Here is a 16,048-nt window from a genome sequence, read left to right as displayed (position 1 = left end):
AGTTCCTGCCGGGGCTAAGCCTCGGGAACGAACTCGCCGTGGCCGGCGGCCCGCAGGCCTTCGCGCAGCTTTTCGGCGTTGGCTGCCATCTTGTCCTGGTCGGGGCTGGTTTCCGCGCGGCTGAAGTCGAAGTCCTGCAGCGAGTTCGCCGGCCAGACGTGGATGTGCAGGTGGTCTATTTCGAAACCGGCGATCGTTAGTCCGGCACGCTCGGCACCGAATACGTCCACCTGTACCTTGCCGATGGCCTGGGCAACGGCGGTCATCCTGGCCAGCAGGTCTGCCGGAGCGTCCGTCCACTTGTCGATCTCCTGCCGCGGGACCACCAGGGTGTGCCCGTCGGCGAGGGGGCCGATGCTCAGGAAAGCAACGACGTCGTCGTCCTTCCAGACAAAACGGCCTGGGATTTCACCCTCAATAATCTTGGTGAAAAGCGTACTCATGCGTTCTCCTTGCTCTGGCTGGCGGTCCCCGCCAGGGAGCTGCACACGCAGCGGGGGCGGAACGGGACGGCCGGTAAACATGACTTCGACGCTACCTGTCCCCGGTCCCGGTTGCCACTGGCCGCCCCGGCGTGGAGGACCATTCGGACCAGGAGCCGGGATACAGCGCCGCTTCGATGCCCGCCTGTGCAAGTGCGGCCACCTGGGCGGAGGCGTAGATGCCCGAGCCGCAGTATGTGCCCACAGGCTTGCTGCCGTCTGCGCCGGCGCCGGCGAATCTCTCCCTGAGTTCCCCGGCCGGCAGGTACCGGCCGCGTTCGTCCTGGTTTCCCGCAGCGGGGAGGCTGACGGCGCCGGGGATATGGCCAGCCTGCGGGTCCACGGGTTCGCTGTCTCCGCGGTAGCGTTCGGGGGCCCGGGCGTCGAGAAGGACTCCCACCCGCGCCAGGTCCGCGGCGCGGTCGATGTCCAGCACGGGCATGTGCCCCCAGGAAAGGACCACGTTGCCCGGGACAGCAGTAACGTCGGCAGTTTCGAGTTCTCCCCCGGCTTCCTGCCATGCCTGCAGGCCGCCGTCGAGCAGCCGGACATCCGCGAAACCCGCGTGGCGGAGCAGCCACCAGGCCCGGGCAGCGGCGCCGCCACCCGAGGCATCGTACGCAACTACCAGGTCGCCGTCGTTGATTCCCCAGCCCTGGGCCAGTGCTGCGAACACTGCCGGGGAAGGCAGCGGATGACGCCCGCCTGCCCCTGCCGGTGCCGAAAGTTCGGTATCCAGGTCAACGTAGACCGCGCCGGGAAGATGACCGGTCCGATAGCGCAGGTACCCGTCGCTGCGGCCCAGTTCCCAGCGCACGTCGAGCAGCCGCACCGGCGTCCCGCCTGCCAGCGCCTGCTGCAGCCCGGCTGCGCTGATCAGCACTCCGGTCACAGCTCCACCACGTCTCCCGGCGCCAGCTGCTGGTAGCTGGTGCCGTACATCGCGCCGAAGCGTTCAAGGTGTTTCTCGACGATCCCGCGGCCCTTCCCGTTCAGCAGTGCGTCATGGATGGGATGGGCGGTCCGTGCTCCAACCGCGATGACAAAGTCGATCACTTCTCCGACCTTGGACCAGGGTGCATGGATCGGGACGAGCAGGACCTCGGCCTTCAGCCCATTCGGCACAACGAAGGAATCTCCCGGGTGGTAAATGCGGTCCTCGATCAGGTACGCGAGGTTCTCCACCATGGGAATCAGCGGGTGGATCAGGGCATGCTGGCCGCCAAAGGAGCGCACTGAAAACCCGGCGACGTCCTGGACAGTGTTGGGCTCGACGTCGTGGATGCGGGTCCGGGCGTCGTCGCCCGTTTCCTCCCGCAGCGAGGCCGCCAGGGCCGCGGGGGCGTAAAGCTGCAGGCCGGCGCGGTCAGCGAGGATGGGCAGCACCTGCTCACGGTCAATATGGTCTGCGTGCTCGTGGGTAAGCAGGATGGCGTCGGCGTTCCTGAGGGCCTCTTCGACCTCCGAAAAGTTGCCGGGATCCAGCACCAGCACTGAGCCCTCTTTTTCGAACCTGACACAGGAATGGGTGTACTTGGTCATTTTCATACGGTCACGATACTCCGGGCCCCGGACCGGGCCGGGGCAGGCCACGGCGTGCCAACGCTGATAATCTGGGTTGAGGTCCGATCCCCGTCAGCCCAGGAGGCTTGAATGTCTGCGCAGCCATCGTCCCCGCGGCGGCCTGCCGAGCCCCGGGTGACCCGGCAGCGGCTGGCCGTGGGCCGCACCCTGGATTCGCTGGATGACTTTGTGAGTACCCAGGAACTGCACCGCCTGCTTCAGGACCGCGGTGAGAAAGTCTCCCTGGCCACCACCTACCGGATTCTGCAGTCCATGGCCGATGAGGAGCAGGTTGATGTACTCCGCGGGATCGACGGTGAGGTGCTGTACCGGCGCTGTCAGGCCGAGCATCACCACCACCACCTTGTCTGCCGGAACTGCGGCAAGGCCGTGGAAATCGAAGCGCCGGCCGTCGAGAGCTGGGCGGCGCGCCTGGGCCGTGAACATGGGTTTACGGAAGTCGCGCACACAGTTGAGGTCTTTGGGCTGTGCCCTGACTGCTCCCGCTGATTCCGGCCGGGTGCGCAGCCTAGGCTGCGGTGGCCAGGCGGCGGGTACGTCCGCGGATTGCCATGATGATCCGGCAAATGACGTAGATCGCGAAGGAAATCGTGGTGACGTACGGGCTGATCGGAATACGGCCGCCCAGTGCCAGAAGGATGCCTCCCACAGCGGAGGCCAGCGCAAAGAGCACGCTTAGCCCAACCACGAGCCTCGGCGATGAGGTCACCAGCAGTGCCGCTGCCGCGGGCGTGATCAGCAGGGAGAGCACCAGCAGCGCACCCACCACCTGGATGGACAGTGCAACTGAGAGCCCAAGCAGGAACATAAAGACAATTGACAGGCCGCCCACGGGGACGCCGCGGGCCTGGGCAAGCTCCGGATCCGCGCTGGCAAAGGTCAGCGGCCGCCACACGGCGACCAGGCCCACAACCACCACCGCGGCGCAGACCGCCAGCAGGTTCAGCTGAACGCTGTCAACGGCAACGATCTGCCCTGTCAGCAGTCCGAACTTGTTGGCCGATCGGCCTTCGTACAGCGCCAGGAACAGGATGCCCAGGCCAAGGCCGAAGGGCATCAGGACACCGGTGATTGAATTCCGGTCCCGTGCCTTCAGACCCAGCAGTGCCAGGATCAGGGCGGCGGCGACGGAGCCGACCAGTGATCCCAGCACCACGTTGACGCCCAGGAGCAGGGCCAGCGCGGCGCCGGCGAAGGAGAGCTCGGCGATGCCGTGGACGGCGAATGCCAGGTCCCGCATCATCACGAACACGCCGATCAGCCCGCCAACCAGGCCAAGGATGGCGGCAGCCCACAGTGAATTCGTGACCAGGGGCAGCAGCTGGCTGTAGTCGCTGAAGTCGAAGACCGAGGACAGAAAATCAGAAAGTTCCAAGGTCGGCCTCGCCTTCGCCGTGGTGGTGCGTTGTTGCATCCGGTACGCCCAGAACCACTATCCTGCCGTGGCTGCGCAGCACTTCAACGTGTGAGCCGTACATATCGGAGAGGACATCGGAGCGCAGGACTTCCGACGGCGTGCCCGTCCGGAACTGCCCGCCGGCCAGGTACAGCACCCGGTCAACGTAGTCGATTATCGGATTGATTTCGTGGGTGACAAACACGACGGCGGAATCATGGACGTGCGCACGGGCGTCAATCAGGGCGCTAATGGCCTGCTGGTGGTGCAGGTCAAGGGAAAGCAGGGGCTCGTCGCAAAGCAGGAGGTCGGGATCGGTGGCCAGGGCCTGGGCAGCACGCAGCCGCTGAAGCTCGCCGCCGGAGAGCTTCCCAACCGGCGCATCAGCGTAGCTTTCGGCACCGACCTGGGCCAGGAGTTCATCCACCCGGGCACGCACAGGGGCGCGCCGCAGGCGGATCCCCCATTTGTCGCCGTCGACCCCCATGCCCACCAGGTCCCGGGCCCGCAGCGGCGTGCCGGCAGCAAAGGTCTTCTGCTGCGGAATGTAGCCAATGTCCTTGCTGCCGCGTTCGGCCTTGTGTCCGTTGATCCGCACCGTGCCGGAACTGAGCGGCTGCAGGCCGAGCAGCACCTTCAGCAGGGTGGTCTTGCCTGTGCCGTTGGGGCCGAGCACTGCCAGGAACTCTCCTGCGTTGATGTCCAGGTCAAGTCCCTGCCAAAGCGTACGGCTGCCGAAGGCCATAGAGGCCCCCCGCAGCTGCACGACGGCGCGGCTCACTTCAGGACGTCCTGGACTGCCGTCACGTTGCGGTTCATCCAGGCCAGGTAGTCTTCGTTTTCCGGCAGGGTTTCGGAGAAGTCGACCACGGGGACTCCGGCGTCCTCGGCAGTCCTGCGGACGGCTTCCGTCTGGGCAGTGGAAGTCTGTTCGTTGTAGGCCAGGAAGGCGATGCTGCCGGAGGCCATCAGGTCCTGCATCGTCTTCAGTACGGCCGGCGGAACGTCCTGTCCCTCTTCAACGGATTCCGTGAAGTCGTCCGGAGTGACGTTGTGCAGGCCGGCGTCTTCCAGGAGGTATGCGGGCACCGGTTCGGTCATCGCCACGTCGCGGCCGGAGGCCTGGTCACGCAGGCCCTCCAGCCGCTGCTCCAGCTCCTGGATTCCGGCACTGAAGTCCGCGGCGTTGTCACGGAAGACCTGTTCGTTTTCCGGATCAAGCTCGGCGAGCCGCTCGGCTGCCGCTTCTGCCAGCAGGCCCATCGCTTCCGGGTCGTACCAGACATGTTCGTTGAACGCGCCGTGGGAGTGCCCGGCGTGGTCCCCTCCGGTTTCCTCTTCAGCGTGGTCCTCGTCCGCGTGGCTTTCTTCCTCAAGACCCGAGATCTGGACGGCATTAAGCACGTTTTCGGAGGCGACGGACTCCTCCTTGACCAGGGTCTCCATGAAGGCGTCATAGCCGCCGCCGTTGAGGACCACCACGGAAGCTTCGGAGACCGCGAGCTTGTCCCGTGCCGTCGCCTCATAGGAATGCGGATCCTGTGACGGGCGGTTGATGATCGATTCAACGCTGACGTACTCTCCGCCCACGGTCTCCAGGATGTTCCCGTAGACGTTGGTGGACGCCACCACGCGGATGGTCCCGTCGCCGCTGTCTCCGCCGTCTTCTGATGCCGAGCAGGCAGAGAGTGCCAGGGCTGCGGCAGTCAGAATTCCAGCCACGCGGAAGGGCAGTCGGCGCATAGTGTCAGTATCCCCATTCAAGTATTGGTGCAGCCTCCGGCGGCACCGGGGCTTGACCAGCATAACCTAAACGCGAATCATTCGCATCTAAGCGGCGGATGGATTTCAGCCGGTGAAACTCTCTCCTGACCGGCGAAGCCCCTGGGCCTGGGTGGCATCACGGATTTCGCCCACCAGCTGTTCAATGATGTCTTCAAGGAACAGCACGCCCCGGGTCTGTGAGTCCTCGCCGAGGACACGGGCCACATGGGAACCGGTCCGCTGCATGACCGCCAGGGCATCTTCAATCCCGTCGGCGAGGCGCAGGTTGGCTAGGGTGCGGACCTTGTTCTCGGTGATCGGCCGTTCATAGGCCTCTTCCGGGATGGCCATAACGTCCTTCAGATGCATGTAGCCGGTAAAGTTCCCGGCCTCGTCCATCAGCACAAAACGTGAGAACCCGGTGCGGCCCACCGCTTTTTCGAACTCGGCCGGCGTGCAGTCGGTGCGCAGCGTAACCAGCTCATCAAGCGGGACCATGACTTCCCCTGCGGTCTGCCCGGAGAACTCCAGAGCACCGGAAATGACACCGGAATCATCCGCCACCAAACCGTGCCGGGTGGATTCCTGGACGATCGACTGCACTTCCTGGAGGGTGAAGGACGAGGTGACCTCGTCCTTGGGAGTGACGCCAACAAGCCGCAGGGAGTGGTTGGCAACCCAGTTCAGGCTTGCGGTGATCGGACGGACCACCCGGGAGACCATCACCAGCGGCGGGGCCAGGGCCAGCGCAGCCCGGTCCGCCACGGACACGGAAATGTTCTTGGGCACCATCTCGCCAATGGTCACGTGCAGGAAGGTCACGAACAGCAGCGCGGCAAGGAAGCCCGCGAGGTTGGCCACCTCCGCCGGGACACCCACCGCTTCGAGCGGCGCGGCGAGGAGGTGATGGATTGCAGGTTCAGCTACGTACAGGATCAGCAGCGAGCACACCGTGATGCCCAGCTGGGCGCAGGCGAGCATAAGCGAGACGTGTTCCATGGCCCAGAGCGTGGTCTTTGCCCGTTTGGAACCGGCATCGGCCAGTGGCTCGATCTGGCTGCGGCGGGCGGACATCACCGCGAACTCCGCGCCGACGAAGAAGGCGTTGCCCAGGAGCAGGACTACCAGCCAAAAAATTCCGGCAAGGTCACTCATCGTGCCCCCTCCTTGGGTGCCGGGGAAGCACCGGCTCTATTAACGGCACGCGCTCCGTGGACCGCAGCCTGCGAAGACTGCCGGCCTGTCCGGACGCCGGCCTGCGGCGCTGCTGTCTCCGGCGCTGCTGTCTCCGGCACGCTGCCTGCATTGGAAGGTTCACTGGGAACGAAGCAGATCCGGTCAATGCGCCGTCCGTCCATTCGTTCTACTTCAAGCAGTCCGTCCGGCACGGGAACGGTGTCCCCTACCTCGGCGATGCGGCCGAGTTCGGCCATGATGTAACCGCCGACCGTCTCGTAGCCGGATTCGTCCGGCACATGCAGCGACGGGATCAGGACGGAGACTTCATCGGGCCGCATAATGCCCGGGAAGTACCAGTAGCCGGATGCACTCTGCAGCACGCCGGGCTTGAGCTTGTCGTGTTCGTCGGAAACCTCGCCGACGATCTCTTCCACCAGGTCCTCAAGCGTGGCAACCCCCGCCGTTCCCCCGTATTCATCAAGGACGACGGCGAGCTGCAGGTTCGCGCTGCGCAGTTCCGAGAGCAGGGAGTCCAGGTGCACCGTCTCCGGCACACGGAGGATCTCGCTCATGATGGCGGCAGCTGGCAGTTCGGAACGTTTCCGGCGCGGCACGGCCACTGCCTTCTTGACGTGCACAACACCGCGGATGTCATCCGGAGAGTCGCCCAGGATGGGAAAGCGCGAGTAGCCGGTACGGCGGGCCGCCTCAATAACGTCGGAGACCGGCTGGTCTGCGTCGATTGTCTCGAGGCGGATACGGGGCGTCATCACGTCCGCCGCCGTACGCTCGGAAAAGGAGAGCGTCCGGGCCAGGAAGTTCGCCGTCCCCGCGTCCAGGGTGCCCATCTCAGCCGAGCGGCGCACCATCGAGGACAGCTCTGCCGGGGTTCGTGCGCCGGAGACTTCTTCCTTGGCTTCGAGGCCGAAAAGGTTCAGCACCTTGTTGGAGAAGCCGTTCAGGAGCAGGATGGCCGGCTTGAACACAAAGGTGAAGGCCAGCTGCGGCCGTGCCAGCGCCCGCCCTACTGTAAAGGGCAGCGCAATCGACATGTTCTTGGGGATCAGTTCGCCCAGCAGCATCGAGAGCAGAGTAGCCAGGACCATCGCCGCGACAACGGAAACGGACAGCGAAGCTGCCGGAGGCAGGCCAAGCGATGCCAGCGGGCCCTGCAGCAGCCTCCCGACCGACGGCTCCATCACGTAGCCGGTCAGCAGGGTGGTGAGGGTAATCCCCAGCTGACAGCTGGAGAGCTGGGTTGAGAGCGTGGTCAGGCAGCGAAGCAGCGGTTCCGCGCGGGTGTCCCCCTCTTCCACCGCGCGGCGCACGGTGGGCTGGTCGAGGGCAACCAGTGAAAACTCAACGGCTACGAAAAAACCGGTACCGCAGATAAGCAGCAGTCCGGCGAGCAGGAATAGCCACTCCATGTCAGGAAAGCACCCCCGCACACATGCTGGGGTTTACGGTTCCCGGGGAGCCGGTTGGCGGATTAGCGCCCGAAGGAGGGTGGTCGGCAGAAGCCGGACTGGAAGGCTCCGATGACGCTGCCGGAGAATGCGGGGATCTTGTGCGGGCGTTGCCGGCTCTGTGCGTCCGTGCAGGTTTTACCGCACAGGATGCAGGCCGGCGCCTAGAGTTGCTGTCCATAGAATTTCAAGTTTACAGGTTTGACCAGCCTGCGCCAGATAGAAAATGAGCCGCCGCACGGGCGTATTGTCCCACGTGTCCGCGAATCCAAAGTGTGTCCAATGCCACAAGCGCACAGCGTGGAGATTGGCCACTTCCGTCCATCTGTAACTAGACTTGCAACCAAGTCTCGGTCACTGCGCACCGGGCCGCACCAGCAAGTCTTGAGGCGGAAGCGCTCAGATCATGGTGCCATCAGGGCAAACGGCAACTCATGGAAGAGGCGTATATCTAGTGCCAGACCAACCCAACCACCGCCTGCCGGAGGAATTCGGCGGGAACGAATGGCTTGTCGACGAATTGTACGAGCAGTACCTCAAGGACAAGAATTCTGTTGACAAGAAGTGGTGGAGCATTTTCGACTCGTTCAAGGCGGAGGACGCCAAGCAGGCGTCCGGCAACTCAGCCTCCGGGAACGGCTCAACTCCGCCGAGCGAACTCGGCGCCAATCCGGCAACCCGCCAGCTGCCCGTCGTGAACACCGAGGCACAGGCACCCAAGGCTTCCGCGGAGTCCCCGGCAGCAACCCAGCAGTCAGGAAAGCCCCCCGTGGCCAAGGAAGCATCCTCTCCGAAGGATGAGCCCAAATCGGCCGCCGCCGCTGCCAAGCCGGAAACCAAGTCCGCGCCCATCCCGGCACAGCTGCCCAAGACCAAGCCCAACACCGAGACTGAAGAGGACACCGTAACCGTCCTGCGCGGTCCGGCAAAGGCTATTGCCACCAACATGGACCTCAGCCTGAGCGTTCCCACGGCCACCACCGTGCGGGCTGTTCCTGCCAAGCTCCTGATCGACAACCGGATTGTCATCAACAGCCACCTGGAGCGTGCCCGGGGCGGCAAGGTTTCCTTCACCCACCTCCTCGGCTACGCCATCATCCGTGCCGCTGCCCAGTTCCCGTCCCAGAACGTGTACTACGACGAGGTGGACGGCAAGCCCGTTGCAGTCCAGCCCGCACACATCAACTTCGGCCTGGCCATCGACATGCCCAAGCCGGACGGCACCCGCCTGCTGGTGGTTCCGAACATCAAGAAGGCTGAGACGCTGAACTTCTCGGAGTTCTGGCACGCCTACGAAGACCTGGTCAAGCGCACCCGCGCCGGCAAGCTCACCGCGGATGACTACAAGGGCACCACGATCTCCCTGACCAACCCGGGCGGCATCGGTACGGTTCACTCCGTACCCCGTCTGTCCAAGGGCCAGGCCTGCATCATCGGTGCCGGCGCCCTTGAATACCCGGCTGAGTTCCAGGGCGCGAATGAGAAGATCCTCGCACGCAACGCCATCTCCAAGATCATCACGCTGACCTCCACCTATGACCACCGGGTCATCCAGGGTGCAGGCAGCGGCGAGTTCCTGCGCATCATCCACCAGCTCCTGCTGGGCGAGCAGAACTTCTACGATGACATCTTCGAATCCCTGCGCATCCCGTATGAGCCGGTCCGCTGGAGCCCTGACATCCAGGTCAACCCGGATGAGCAGATCAACAAGGTTGCCCGGATCCAGCAGCTGATCCACGCTTACCGCGTGCGCGGCCATCTGATGGCGGACACCAACCCGCTGGAGTACGTCCAGCGCCGCCACGCGGACCTCGACGTCCTGAACCACGGCCTCACCCTGTGGGATCTGGACCGCGAGTGGCCCACCGGTGGATTCGGCGGCAAGCCGATGCTGAAGCTGCGCAAGATCCTCGGCGTGCTGCGGGATGCCTACTGCCGTACCGCAGGCATCGAGTACATGCACATCCAGGACCCGGAAGAACGTTCCTGGTTCCAGGACCGCCTCGAGGCTCCGTACAGCAAGCCCTCCCGCGAAGAGCAGCTGCGCATCCTGAGCAAGCTCAACGCCGCAGAGGCATTCGAAACGTTCCTGCAGACGAAGTTCGTCGGCCAGAAGCGCTTCTCGCTGGAAGGCGGCGAGTCCCTGATTCCGCTGCTGGATGCCATCATTTCCGGTGCCGCTGACGAAGGCATGGAAGAGGTCGGCATTGGCATGGCCCACCGCGGCCGCCTCAACGTGCTCACCAACATCGCCGGGAAGACCTATGCCCAGGTCTTCCGCGAGTTTGAAGGCACCCAGGACCCGCGCTCCGTGCAGGGCTCCGGCGACGTGAAGTACCACCTCGGCACCGAGGGCACCTTCACTTCGGACAACGGCAACCAGACCAAGGTCTACCTTGCCGCGAACCCGTCCCACCTTGAGGCCGGCGACTCCGTGCTCGAGGGCATTGTCCGGGCCAAGCAGGACCGGCTGGACCGCGGGGATGAGTTCCCCGTCCTGCCGATCCTCATCCACGGCGACGCAGCCTTCGCAGGCCAGGGCGTGGTGGCGGAAACGCTGAACCTCTCCCAGCTGCGCGGCTACCGCACGGGCGGCACGATCCACGTGATCGTGAACAACCAGGTCGGCTTCACCACCGCTCCGACGTCCTCGCGTTCCTCCGTGTACGCCACCGACGTCGCGAAGATGGTCCAGGCACCGATCTTCCATGTAAACGGCGACGATCCCGAGCAGGTTGTGCGGATGGCCCAGCTGGCCTTCGACTACCGCCAGCGGTTCAACAAGGACGTCGTCATCGACATGGTCTGCTACCGCCGCCGCGGCCACAACGAGGGCGACGATCCCTCGATGACGCAGCCGATGATGTACTCCCTGATCGAGGCCAAGCGCTCGGTGCGCAAGCTCTACACCGAGTCGCTGATTGGCCGCGGTGACATCAGCCAGGAAGAAGCCGAGCAGGCACTTCGCGATTACCAGAGCCGCCTTGAGCGGGTCTTCGCGGAAACGCATGCCGCCCAGACTTCTCCGATCCCGGTCATCACCAAGGACTCCGAGGCTGTCTCCGACCTGGAGCGCCCCGCGGCGCAGCAGGAAGGTTCCACCGTCGTGGCACCGGCCAGCACCGCGATCTCCGCGGACACCCTTGGCCGCATCGGCAAGGCCCATGTGACCATTCCCGAAGGGTTCACGGTCCATCCGAAGCTGAAGTCCCTGCTGGAGAAGCGCGAGCAGATGTCCCGTGAGGGCAACATCGACTGGGGCTTCGCCGAGATCGCCGCCTTCGGCTCGCTGCTGATGGAAGGTGTTCCCGTTCGCCTGGCCGGCCAGGACTCCCGCCGCGGCACGTTCACCCAGCGCCACGCTGTCTTCCACGACCGCGCCACCGGCGCAGAGTGGACTCCGCTGGGCGATCTGGATCCGAACCAGGCCAAGCTGTGGATCTACGACTCGCTGCTCTCCGAATTCGCTGCCCTCGGCTTCGAATACGGCTACTCGGTGGAACGCCCGGACGCCCTTGTGCTGTGGGAGGCGCAGTTCGGCGACTTCGTCAACGGCGCACAGACGATCATCGACGAGTTCATCTCCTCGGCTGAGCAGAAGTGGGGCCAGCGTTCCTCGCTGGTCATGATGCTGCCGCACGGTTACGAAGGCCAGGGACCGGATCATTCGTCCGCCCGCATTGAGCGCTTCCTGCAGCTGTGCGCCGAAGACAACATGATCGTGGCCAACCCCACGACCGGTGCCTCGCACTTCCACCTGCTGCGCCGCCAGGCATACAGCCGTCCCCGCAAGCCGCTGGTGGTCTTCACCCCGAAGCAGCTGCTGCGCCTCAAGGCAGCAGCTACGTCGGTCGAGGACTTTACCCAGGGCTCGTTCCAGCCGGTCATTGGCGAACATGCCGAGCTGGACGGCAGCGCCGTGGACAAGGTGCTGCTGGTCTCCGGCCGTCTCTACTACGACCTGCTGGCCAACCGCCAGAAGTCCGGTGATGAGAAGACGGCGATCATCCGCGTCGAGCAGCTTTACCCGCTGCCCTACAAGGAGATCCAGGAGGCTGTCGCGAAGTACCCGAACGCGGAACTCATCTGGGCACAGGATGAGCCCGCAAACCAGGGTCCGTGGCCGTTCATCGGCCTGAACCTGCCGCCGGAACTGGACCGTCCGCTGCGGCTGGTCTCCCGTCCGGCGTCGGCTTCGACGGCGACCGGCTCGGCCAAGCGCCACGCCGTGGAGCAGGACATCCTGGTCAAGAAGGCGTTCGAACGCCGCTAATAGGCTAGGTTGGGTGGGGCACCGGATGGTGCCCCACCCGGCTTTTAACCCCTTCGACATTCGCAACTGAAAAGGGAATTCGTGGAACAACGCAGAATCAGGCTCGCTGCGGTCGGTGACGAACTGCTCGCCGGTCACGGTGACCCCCGTGCCCTCGGCTGGCTGGGACGCGTACTGGCCCGCACTACGCCGGAAAACGCAACCCTTCAGGCCTACAGCCTTGCCGCCCCCGGCGAGGGGACAGAGGCCCTCGCCAACCGCTGGCTGATGGAAGCCGGCCGGAGGTTCGATGAGACCTGCGAGAACAGGCTGGTTATTGGACTTTCAGACCGTGATCTCGACCTGGAACTGTCCACGGCCCGCAGCCGCCTCAACCTTGCCAACATCCTGGACGGCGCCGCCCAGATGAGCATCAAGGTGCTGGTCGTCGGCCCTCCGCCAGGACTCGATGCCGAGCGCAACCGGAAACTGGCCGACCTGTCCGCCGCCTTCGGCGACGTCACCACGCGCCGCAAACACGTCTACGTCGATACTCTGACCCCGCTCCTGAACCACGAGCAGTGGCGTACCGACCTTGCTTCCAACGGCGGCACTCCCGGCCAGGCCGGCTACGGGCTTATCGCCTGGCTGGTCCTGCACCGCGGCTGGTTCCGCTGGCTCGACCTTCCGGACATGAACTAGGGATTTACCAGCCAGACAGGAAAGGCGTCCGCTCCGGCGGACGCCTTTCCTGTCTGCGGATCCAAACCCCGCTAGTGCCGGAACACGATTTTGCCGGTTGCCTCACCGTCATTCAGGCGCCGGAAACCCTTTGCCGCCTCTTCCAAAGGCAGTACCGAGTCGATTTCCGGCCGGACTCCGGTGGCGAGCAGAAACCCGATCAGTCTTTGAAGTTCGGCCTTGGTGCCCATGGTGGACCCCAGGACCTTGAGCTGCAGGAAGAAGATCCGGTTCAGGTCTGCGGGCGGGTTCCCTCCACTCGTGGCTCCGCAGGTCACCAGGGCGCCTCCGGGTTTCAGCGCCTTCAGGGAGTGGGACCAGGTAGCCTCACCCACTGAATCAAAAACCGTGTCCACCCGCTCCGGGAGCCTGGCACCGATCTCAAAAACGGCCTCGGCACCCAGACTGCGGGCGTGCTCCAGTTTGCCGGGGTTTCGGCCGGCTACCCACACGCGGTAACCGGCGGCTGATGCGAGGGAGACCAGCGCTGTTGCGACGCCTCCCCCGGCTCCCTGGACCAGTACGGTGGAGCCCGGCGCCGCGGGCGAGACGGTAAAGAGCATGCGGTAGGCCGTCAGCCACGCCGTGGAAAGGCATGCCGCTTCTTCGAAGCTCAGCTGCGCGGGTTTTGGAATCAGGTTGCGTTCCGGAACCCAGACTTCGTCCGCCATGGTTCCGGCATAGCGTTCCGAGAGCAGCGTCCTGCGCGGGTCAAGTGTTTCGTCCCCTTCCCAGCCCGGGCTGGAGACTACCGAGTGGATAATGACATCCCTGCCTTCGTCGTCGACGCCGGCGCCGTCGCATCCCAGCACCATCGGCAGCCGTTCTGCAGGCAGGCCCACTCCCCGCAGGGACCAGAGATCGTGCTGGTTCAGGGCAGAGGCCAGGACACGGACGCGGCGGAATCCCGGCTCCGGTTCGCTAACGGGCAGTTCCCCCACCACTAGGCCGCTGAGCGGATCCTCCTGGGACTGGGACTGGGCGTACACGGCACGCATGCGGAACTCCTTTGGTCGCTTGGTTGGACCCATCCTAGGCGAAGGCCCGTGGAGTGTGCCCGGGAGAGCGGATTTGGCGCATTTACGCCATCGGTGCAGTGTGTGGGAGACTGAAGGGCAGAACTTGAAAGCGAACGAAGGAGGCAGCCATGAGCAAGCGAGCACGCAAGCGTCGTGACCGTAAGCGCGGCGGCGCAAACCACGGCAAGCGTCCCAACACCTAAATCAGGGACGTGTAGCCGGATTATCCGCGCTAACGCAGAAAACCCCCGCAACCTCCAACGGCGGCGGGGGTTTTCTCTTGGCCTGGGGAGCTAGTGATCCACAGACTGGATCTGGCTGATCCGGGCGAGGATGCTTGCCTTCAGCGTCTGGGGTGCCTCTTCGGTACAGCACCTCTTCACGACAGAGCGGATCACGCATTCCAGGTCGTGTTCTTCGGCGCACTCCGGGCAGCCTTCAAGGTGTTCCTTGATCTCCACGAGGTCCTTATGCGAGAGGGCGCCGTCGAGGTATTCATACAGCCGCTCGATGCGCGCGTCGTCGCAATCACCCAGGCTCTGGCAATCGCTCATAGTGTGTTCCCCTGATTCTTGGTCTCCGCCGCGCCGGCTGCGGCTTTTTGTGCCTTGCCCTTGATGCCCCGTTCGTGGGCGTACTCCGCCAGCAGTTCGCGGAGCATCTTGCGGCCGCGGTGCAGCCGGGACATCACAGTGCCGATCGGCGTGTTCATGATTTCGGAAATTTCCTTGTACGCAAAACCCTCGACGTCGGAGAAATAGACCGCCAGGCGGAATTCCTCGGGAATGGCCTGCAGCGCGCTTTTCACGTCCGAATCCGGGAGGTGGTCCAGCGCTTCGGCCTCGGCCGACCGCAGCCCGGACGAGCTGTGCTCAGCCGCACGGGCCAGCTGCCAGTCCTCCACCCCGTCGGAGTTGGCCTGCAGCGGCTCACGCTGCCGCTTGCGGTACAGGTTGATGTACGTGTTGGTCAGGATGCGGTACAGCCAGGCCTTGAGGTTTGTCCCTGGCTTGTACTGGTGGAAAGCGGAGAAGGCCTTCGTGTAGGCCTCCTGCACCAGGTCCTCCGCGTCGGCAGGGTTGCGGGCCATGCGCATGGCTGCTGAATACAGCTGGTCCACGTACTGCATGGCATCGCGCTCAAACCTGAGTTTGCGGGCCTGTTCGGACTCAGCTGCGACGTCGAGGCCCGGATCTTCCACCTGTGGGCTGCCTTCCGGCACATCAGTTCTCATTACGTCCAAGTGTAAGGGGCGTGTGCTCGCCAGCAACCCGGGCTCCGGGGGCCCAGCCGTGTTTCGGTCCTGCAGCAACAAGCCCGCCATCTGCCTCCGCTTTCGTCGAGAGTTCCCTGGCCGCCGGCGGCTCCGGGCTTCCGGCCCCGCGGCGGTACCAGCCATAACCCCTGCCCGCCTGCGGATATTCCTCGGAGCCGGGCAGTAGACAGTTAAAGCCCCCGAGGTGTACAAGGTCACCAAAAGTGCCAGACTAGGGGTGTCGCTGCGCACGGTCACGTTCCGCGGCCGGCGCAGCCGCATCACCCGCAAACCGCACGCCTGACCGGCGTCAAACAGGAGGCACGCATGACGATTGTCCGAACCCTAGCCCGACCGCTCCTCGCTGCCGGTTTCGTGGCAGCGGGTGTGGAACGGCTGCGCAACGCCGACCAGACCGCCCAGCAGCTCACCCCCACCCTCAACCGCCTGGGCGCCACTGTTCCTTCGGCAGCAGGGCTTGCAGAGAACCCCGTCGCCGTAGCCCGCGTCCTGGGCGCCACACAGCTTGGCGCTGCTGCCATGCTGGGCCTGGGCAAGTTCTCCCGCCTGGCCGGCCTGGTGCTGGCGGCAACGGCCGGGGTCAACACGTTCGTGGAGTACCGCAATGCGGACGCCTCAACCCAGGAGGGGCGCAAGGAACGGCGCACCCAGCTGCTCAAGAACCTCTCCCTGATCGGCGGAGTGCTGCTCGCCGCAGTGGATACCAACGGCCGGCCCGGCCTTGCCTGGCGTGCAGAACACCTCGTCTCCGACACGCAGCGCAGCGTGCGGGCCATGGGCAAGGATGCCGGCCGCCGCTCCCGCAAAGTCACCAAGCAGACACGCAAGCAGATCGCCAAGGCAGACCGCGCTGTCCGCAGCGCAGCATCAGACATCACAGGTTCCTAAG

Annotated in this window: 16 protein-coding genes; 5 read left to right on the top strand and 11 right to left on the bottom strand. The window is 64.7% G+C overall.

What is annotated here, in order from left to right:
- Positions 1-14 precede the first annotated feature (14 nt).
- The 3 genes from AO716_RS03855 to AO716_RS03845 all read right to left on the bottom strand — a co-directional run bounded on the left by AO716_RS03855 (position 15) and on the right by AO716_RS03845 (position 2,030).
- Positions 15-443, bottom strand: coding sequence for an HIT family protein (locus tag AO716_RS03855; protein ID WP_055239602.1), 429 nt, complete (start codon positions 441-443; stop codon positions 15-17).
- A gap of 91 nt (positions 444-534) precedes the next feature.
- Positions 535-1,374, bottom strand: coding sequence for a sulfurtransferase (locus AO716_RS03850; RefSeq protein WP_055239601.1), 840 nt, complete (start codon positions 1,372-1,374; stop codon positions 535-537).
- A complete protein-coding gene (locus AO716_RS03845) occupies positions 1,371-2,030 on the bottom strand; it encodes an MBL fold metallo-hydrolase (RefSeq protein ID WP_055239600.1) in 660 nt (219 codons plus the stop codon). Before AO716_RS03845 ends, AO716_RS03850 begins: the two co-directional genes overlap by 4 nt.
- A 105-nt stretch (positions 2,031-2,135) precedes the next feature.
- On the opposite strand from AO716_RS03845, the gene AO716_RS03840 reads away from it, so the two are divergent.
- Positions 2,136-2,555, top strand: coding sequence for a Fur family transcriptional regulator (locus AO716_RS03840; RefSeq protein WP_055239599.1), 420 nt, complete (start codon positions 2,136-2,138; stop codon positions 2,553-2,555).
- Between the two features lie 19 nt (positions 2,556-2,574).
- Here the strand turns inward: AO716_RS03840 and AO716_RS03835 are convergent, their stop codons facing one another.
- The 5 genes from AO716_RS03835 to AO716_RS03815 all read right to left on the bottom strand — a co-directional run bounded on the left by AO716_RS03835 (position 2,575) and on the right by AO716_RS03815 (position 7,832).
- Positions 2,575-3,441, bottom strand: a complete 867-nt coding sequence (locus AO716_RS03835) for a metal ABC transporter permease (RefSeq protein ID WP_055239598.1) — start codon at positions 3,439-3,441, stop codon at positions 2,575-2,577.
- A complete protein-coding gene (locus tag AO716_RS03830) occupies positions 3,428-4,207 on the bottom strand; it encodes a metal ABC transporter ATP-binding protein (protein WP_200907587.1) in 780 nt (259 codons plus the stop codon). The genes AO716_RS03835 and AO716_RS03830 overlap by 14 nt, the downstream gene beginning before the upstream one ends.
- Before the next feature lie 32 nt (positions 4,208-4,239).
- The gene (locus tag AO716_RS03825) at positions 4,240-5,205 is read right to left on the bottom strand and encodes a metal ABC transporter solute-binding protein, Zn/Mn family (RefSeq protein WP_055239597.1); all 966 of its coding nucleotides are present in this window, start codon (positions 5,203-5,205) and stop codon (positions 4,240-4,242) included.
- Positions 5,206-5,310: 105 nt separating this feature from the next.
- On the bottom strand, positions 5,311-6,381 hold the full coding sequence (locus tag AO716_RS03820) for a hemolysin family protein (RefSeq protein WP_055239596.1): 1,071 nt from the start codon (positions 6,379-6,381) through the stop codon (positions 5,311-5,313).
- A complete protein-coding gene (locus AO716_RS03815) occupies positions 6,378-7,832 on the bottom strand; it encodes a hemolysin family protein (RefSeq protein ID WP_082413285.1) in 1,455 nt (484 codons plus the stop codon). Before AO716_RS03815 ends, AO716_RS03820 begins: the two co-directional genes overlap by 4 nt.
- A gap of 493 nt (positions 7,833-8,325) precedes the next feature.
- On the opposite strand from AO716_RS03815, the gene AO716_RS03810 reads away from it, so the two are divergent.
- Together AO716_RS03810 and AO716_RS03805 are read left to right on the top strand one after the other, a co-directional pair.
- Complete coding sequence (locus AO716_RS03810; RefSeq protein ID WP_055239595.1) at positions 8,326-12,144, top strand: multifunctional oxoglutarate decarboxylase/oxoglutarate dehydrogenase thiamine pyrophosphate-binding subunit/dihydrolipoyllysine-residue succinyltransferase subunit; 3,819 nt, start codon at positions 8,326-8,328, stop codon at positions 12,142-12,144.
- 81 nt (positions 12,145-12,225) lie between these two features.
- A complete protein-coding gene (locus tag AO716_RS03805; RefSeq protein ID WP_055239594.1) occupies positions 12,226-12,825 on the top strand; it encodes a GDSL-type esterase/lipase family protein in 600 nt (199 codons plus the stop codon).
- A gap of 71 nt (positions 12,826-12,896) precedes the next feature.
- Here the strand turns inward: AO716_RS03805 and AO716_RS03800 are convergent, their stop codons facing one another.
- Positions 12,897-13,862 (bottom strand): zinc-binding dehydrogenase, encoded by a 966-nt coding sequence (locus AO716_RS03800; protein ID WP_055239593.1) that lies wholly within the window; start codon positions 13,860-13,862, stop codon positions 12,897-12,899.
- A gap of 149 nt (positions 13,863-14,011) precedes the next feature.
- On the opposite strand from AO716_RS03800, the gene AO716_RS17885 reads away from it, so the two are divergent.
- A complete protein-coding gene (locus AO716_RS17885; protein WP_369299106.1) occupies positions 14,012-14,086 on the top strand; it encodes a 50S ribosomal protein bL37 in 75 nt (24 codons plus the stop codon).
- 90 nt (positions 14,087-14,176) lie between these two features.
- On the opposite strand, the gene rsrA is transcribed toward AO716_RS17885, so the two are convergent.
- The gene (rsrA, locus tag AO716_RS03795) at positions 14,177-14,437 is read right to left on the bottom strand and encodes a mycothiol system anti-sigma-R factor (protein ID WP_055239592.1); all 261 of its coding nucleotides are present in this window, start codon (positions 14,435-14,437) and stop codon (positions 14,177-14,179) included.
- The gene (locus tag AO716_RS03790) at positions 14,434-15,207 is read right to left on the bottom strand and encodes a sigma-70 family RNA polymerase sigma factor (RefSeq protein ID WP_082413284.1); all 774 of its coding nucleotides are present in this window, start codon (positions 15,205-15,207) and stop codon (positions 14,434-14,436) included. Before AO716_RS03790 ends, rsrA begins: the two co-directional genes overlap by 4 nt.
- Positions 15,208-15,465: 258 nt before the next feature.
- Between AO716_RS03790 and AO716_RS03785 the strand changes: the two genes are divergently transcribed.
- Positions 15,466-16,047 (top strand): DoxX family membrane protein, encoded by a 582-nt coding sequence (locus tag AO716_RS03785; protein ID WP_055239591.1) that lies wholly within the window; start codon positions 15,466-15,468, stop codon positions 16,045-16,047.
- Position 16,048 lies beyond the last annotated feature (1 nt).

Origin of the sequence: Arthrobacter sp. Edens01, from assembly GCF_001307035.1 — a bacterium.
In the GTDB taxonomy this organism is placed as follows: domain Bacteria; phylum Actinomycetota; class Actinomycetes; order Actinomycetales; family Micrococcaceae; genus Arthrobacter_B.
Note: the sequence above shows the minus strand (reverse complement) of the source record. Positions and strands in the feature narration are given on the sequence as shown.

What these genes read in the sequence shown, in the direction of transcription:
- AO716_RS03855 (WP_055239602.1), bottom strand. Translation starts at nt 443, where the DNA reads ATGAGTACGCTTTTCACCAAGATTATTGAGGGTGAAATCCCAGGCCGT.
- AO716_RS03845 (WP_055239600.1), bottom strand. Translation starts at nt 2,030, where the DNA reads ATGAAAATGACCAAGTACACCCATTCCTGTGTCAGGTTCGAAAAAGAG.
- AO716_RS03840 (WP_055239599.1), top strand. Translation starts at nt 2,136, where the DNA reads ATGTCTGCGCAGCCATCGTCCCCGCGGCGGCCTGCCGAGCCCCGGGTG.
- AO716_RS03830 (WP_200907587.1), bottom strand. Translation starts at nt 4,207, where the DNA reads ATGGCCTTCGGCAGCCGTACGCTTTGGCAGGGACTTGACCTGGACATC.
- AO716_RS03825 (WP_055239597.1), bottom strand. Translation starts at nt 5,205, where the DNA reads ATGCGCCGACTGCCCTTCCGCGTGGCTGGAATTCTGACTGCCGCAGCC.
- AO716_RS03820 (WP_055239596.1), bottom strand. Translation starts at nt 6,381, where the DNA reads ATGAGTGACCTTGCCGGAATTTTTTGGCTGGTAGTCCTGCTCCTGGGC.
- AO716_RS03815 (WP_082413285.1), bottom strand. Translation starts at nt 7,832, where the DNA reads ATGGAGTGGCTATTCCTGCTCGCCGGACTGCTGCTTATCTGCGGTACC.
- AO716_RS03800 (WP_055239593.1), bottom strand. Translation starts at nt 13,862, where the DNA reads ATGCGTGCCGTGTACGCCCAGTCCCAGTCCCAGGAGGATCCGCTCAGC.
- rsrA (WP_055239592.1), bottom strand. Translation starts at nt 14,437, where the DNA reads ATGAGCGATTGCCAGAGCCTGGGTGATTGCGACGACGCGCGCATCGAG.
- AO716_RS03790 (WP_082413284.1), bottom strand. Translation starts at nt 15,207, where the DNA reads ATGGCGGGCTTGTTGCTGCAGGACCGAAACACGGCTGGGCCCCCGGAG.
- AO716_RS03785 (WP_055239591.1), top strand. Translation starts at nt 15,466, where the DNA reads ATGACGATTGTCCGAACCCTAGCCCGACCGCTCCTCGCTGCCGGTTTC.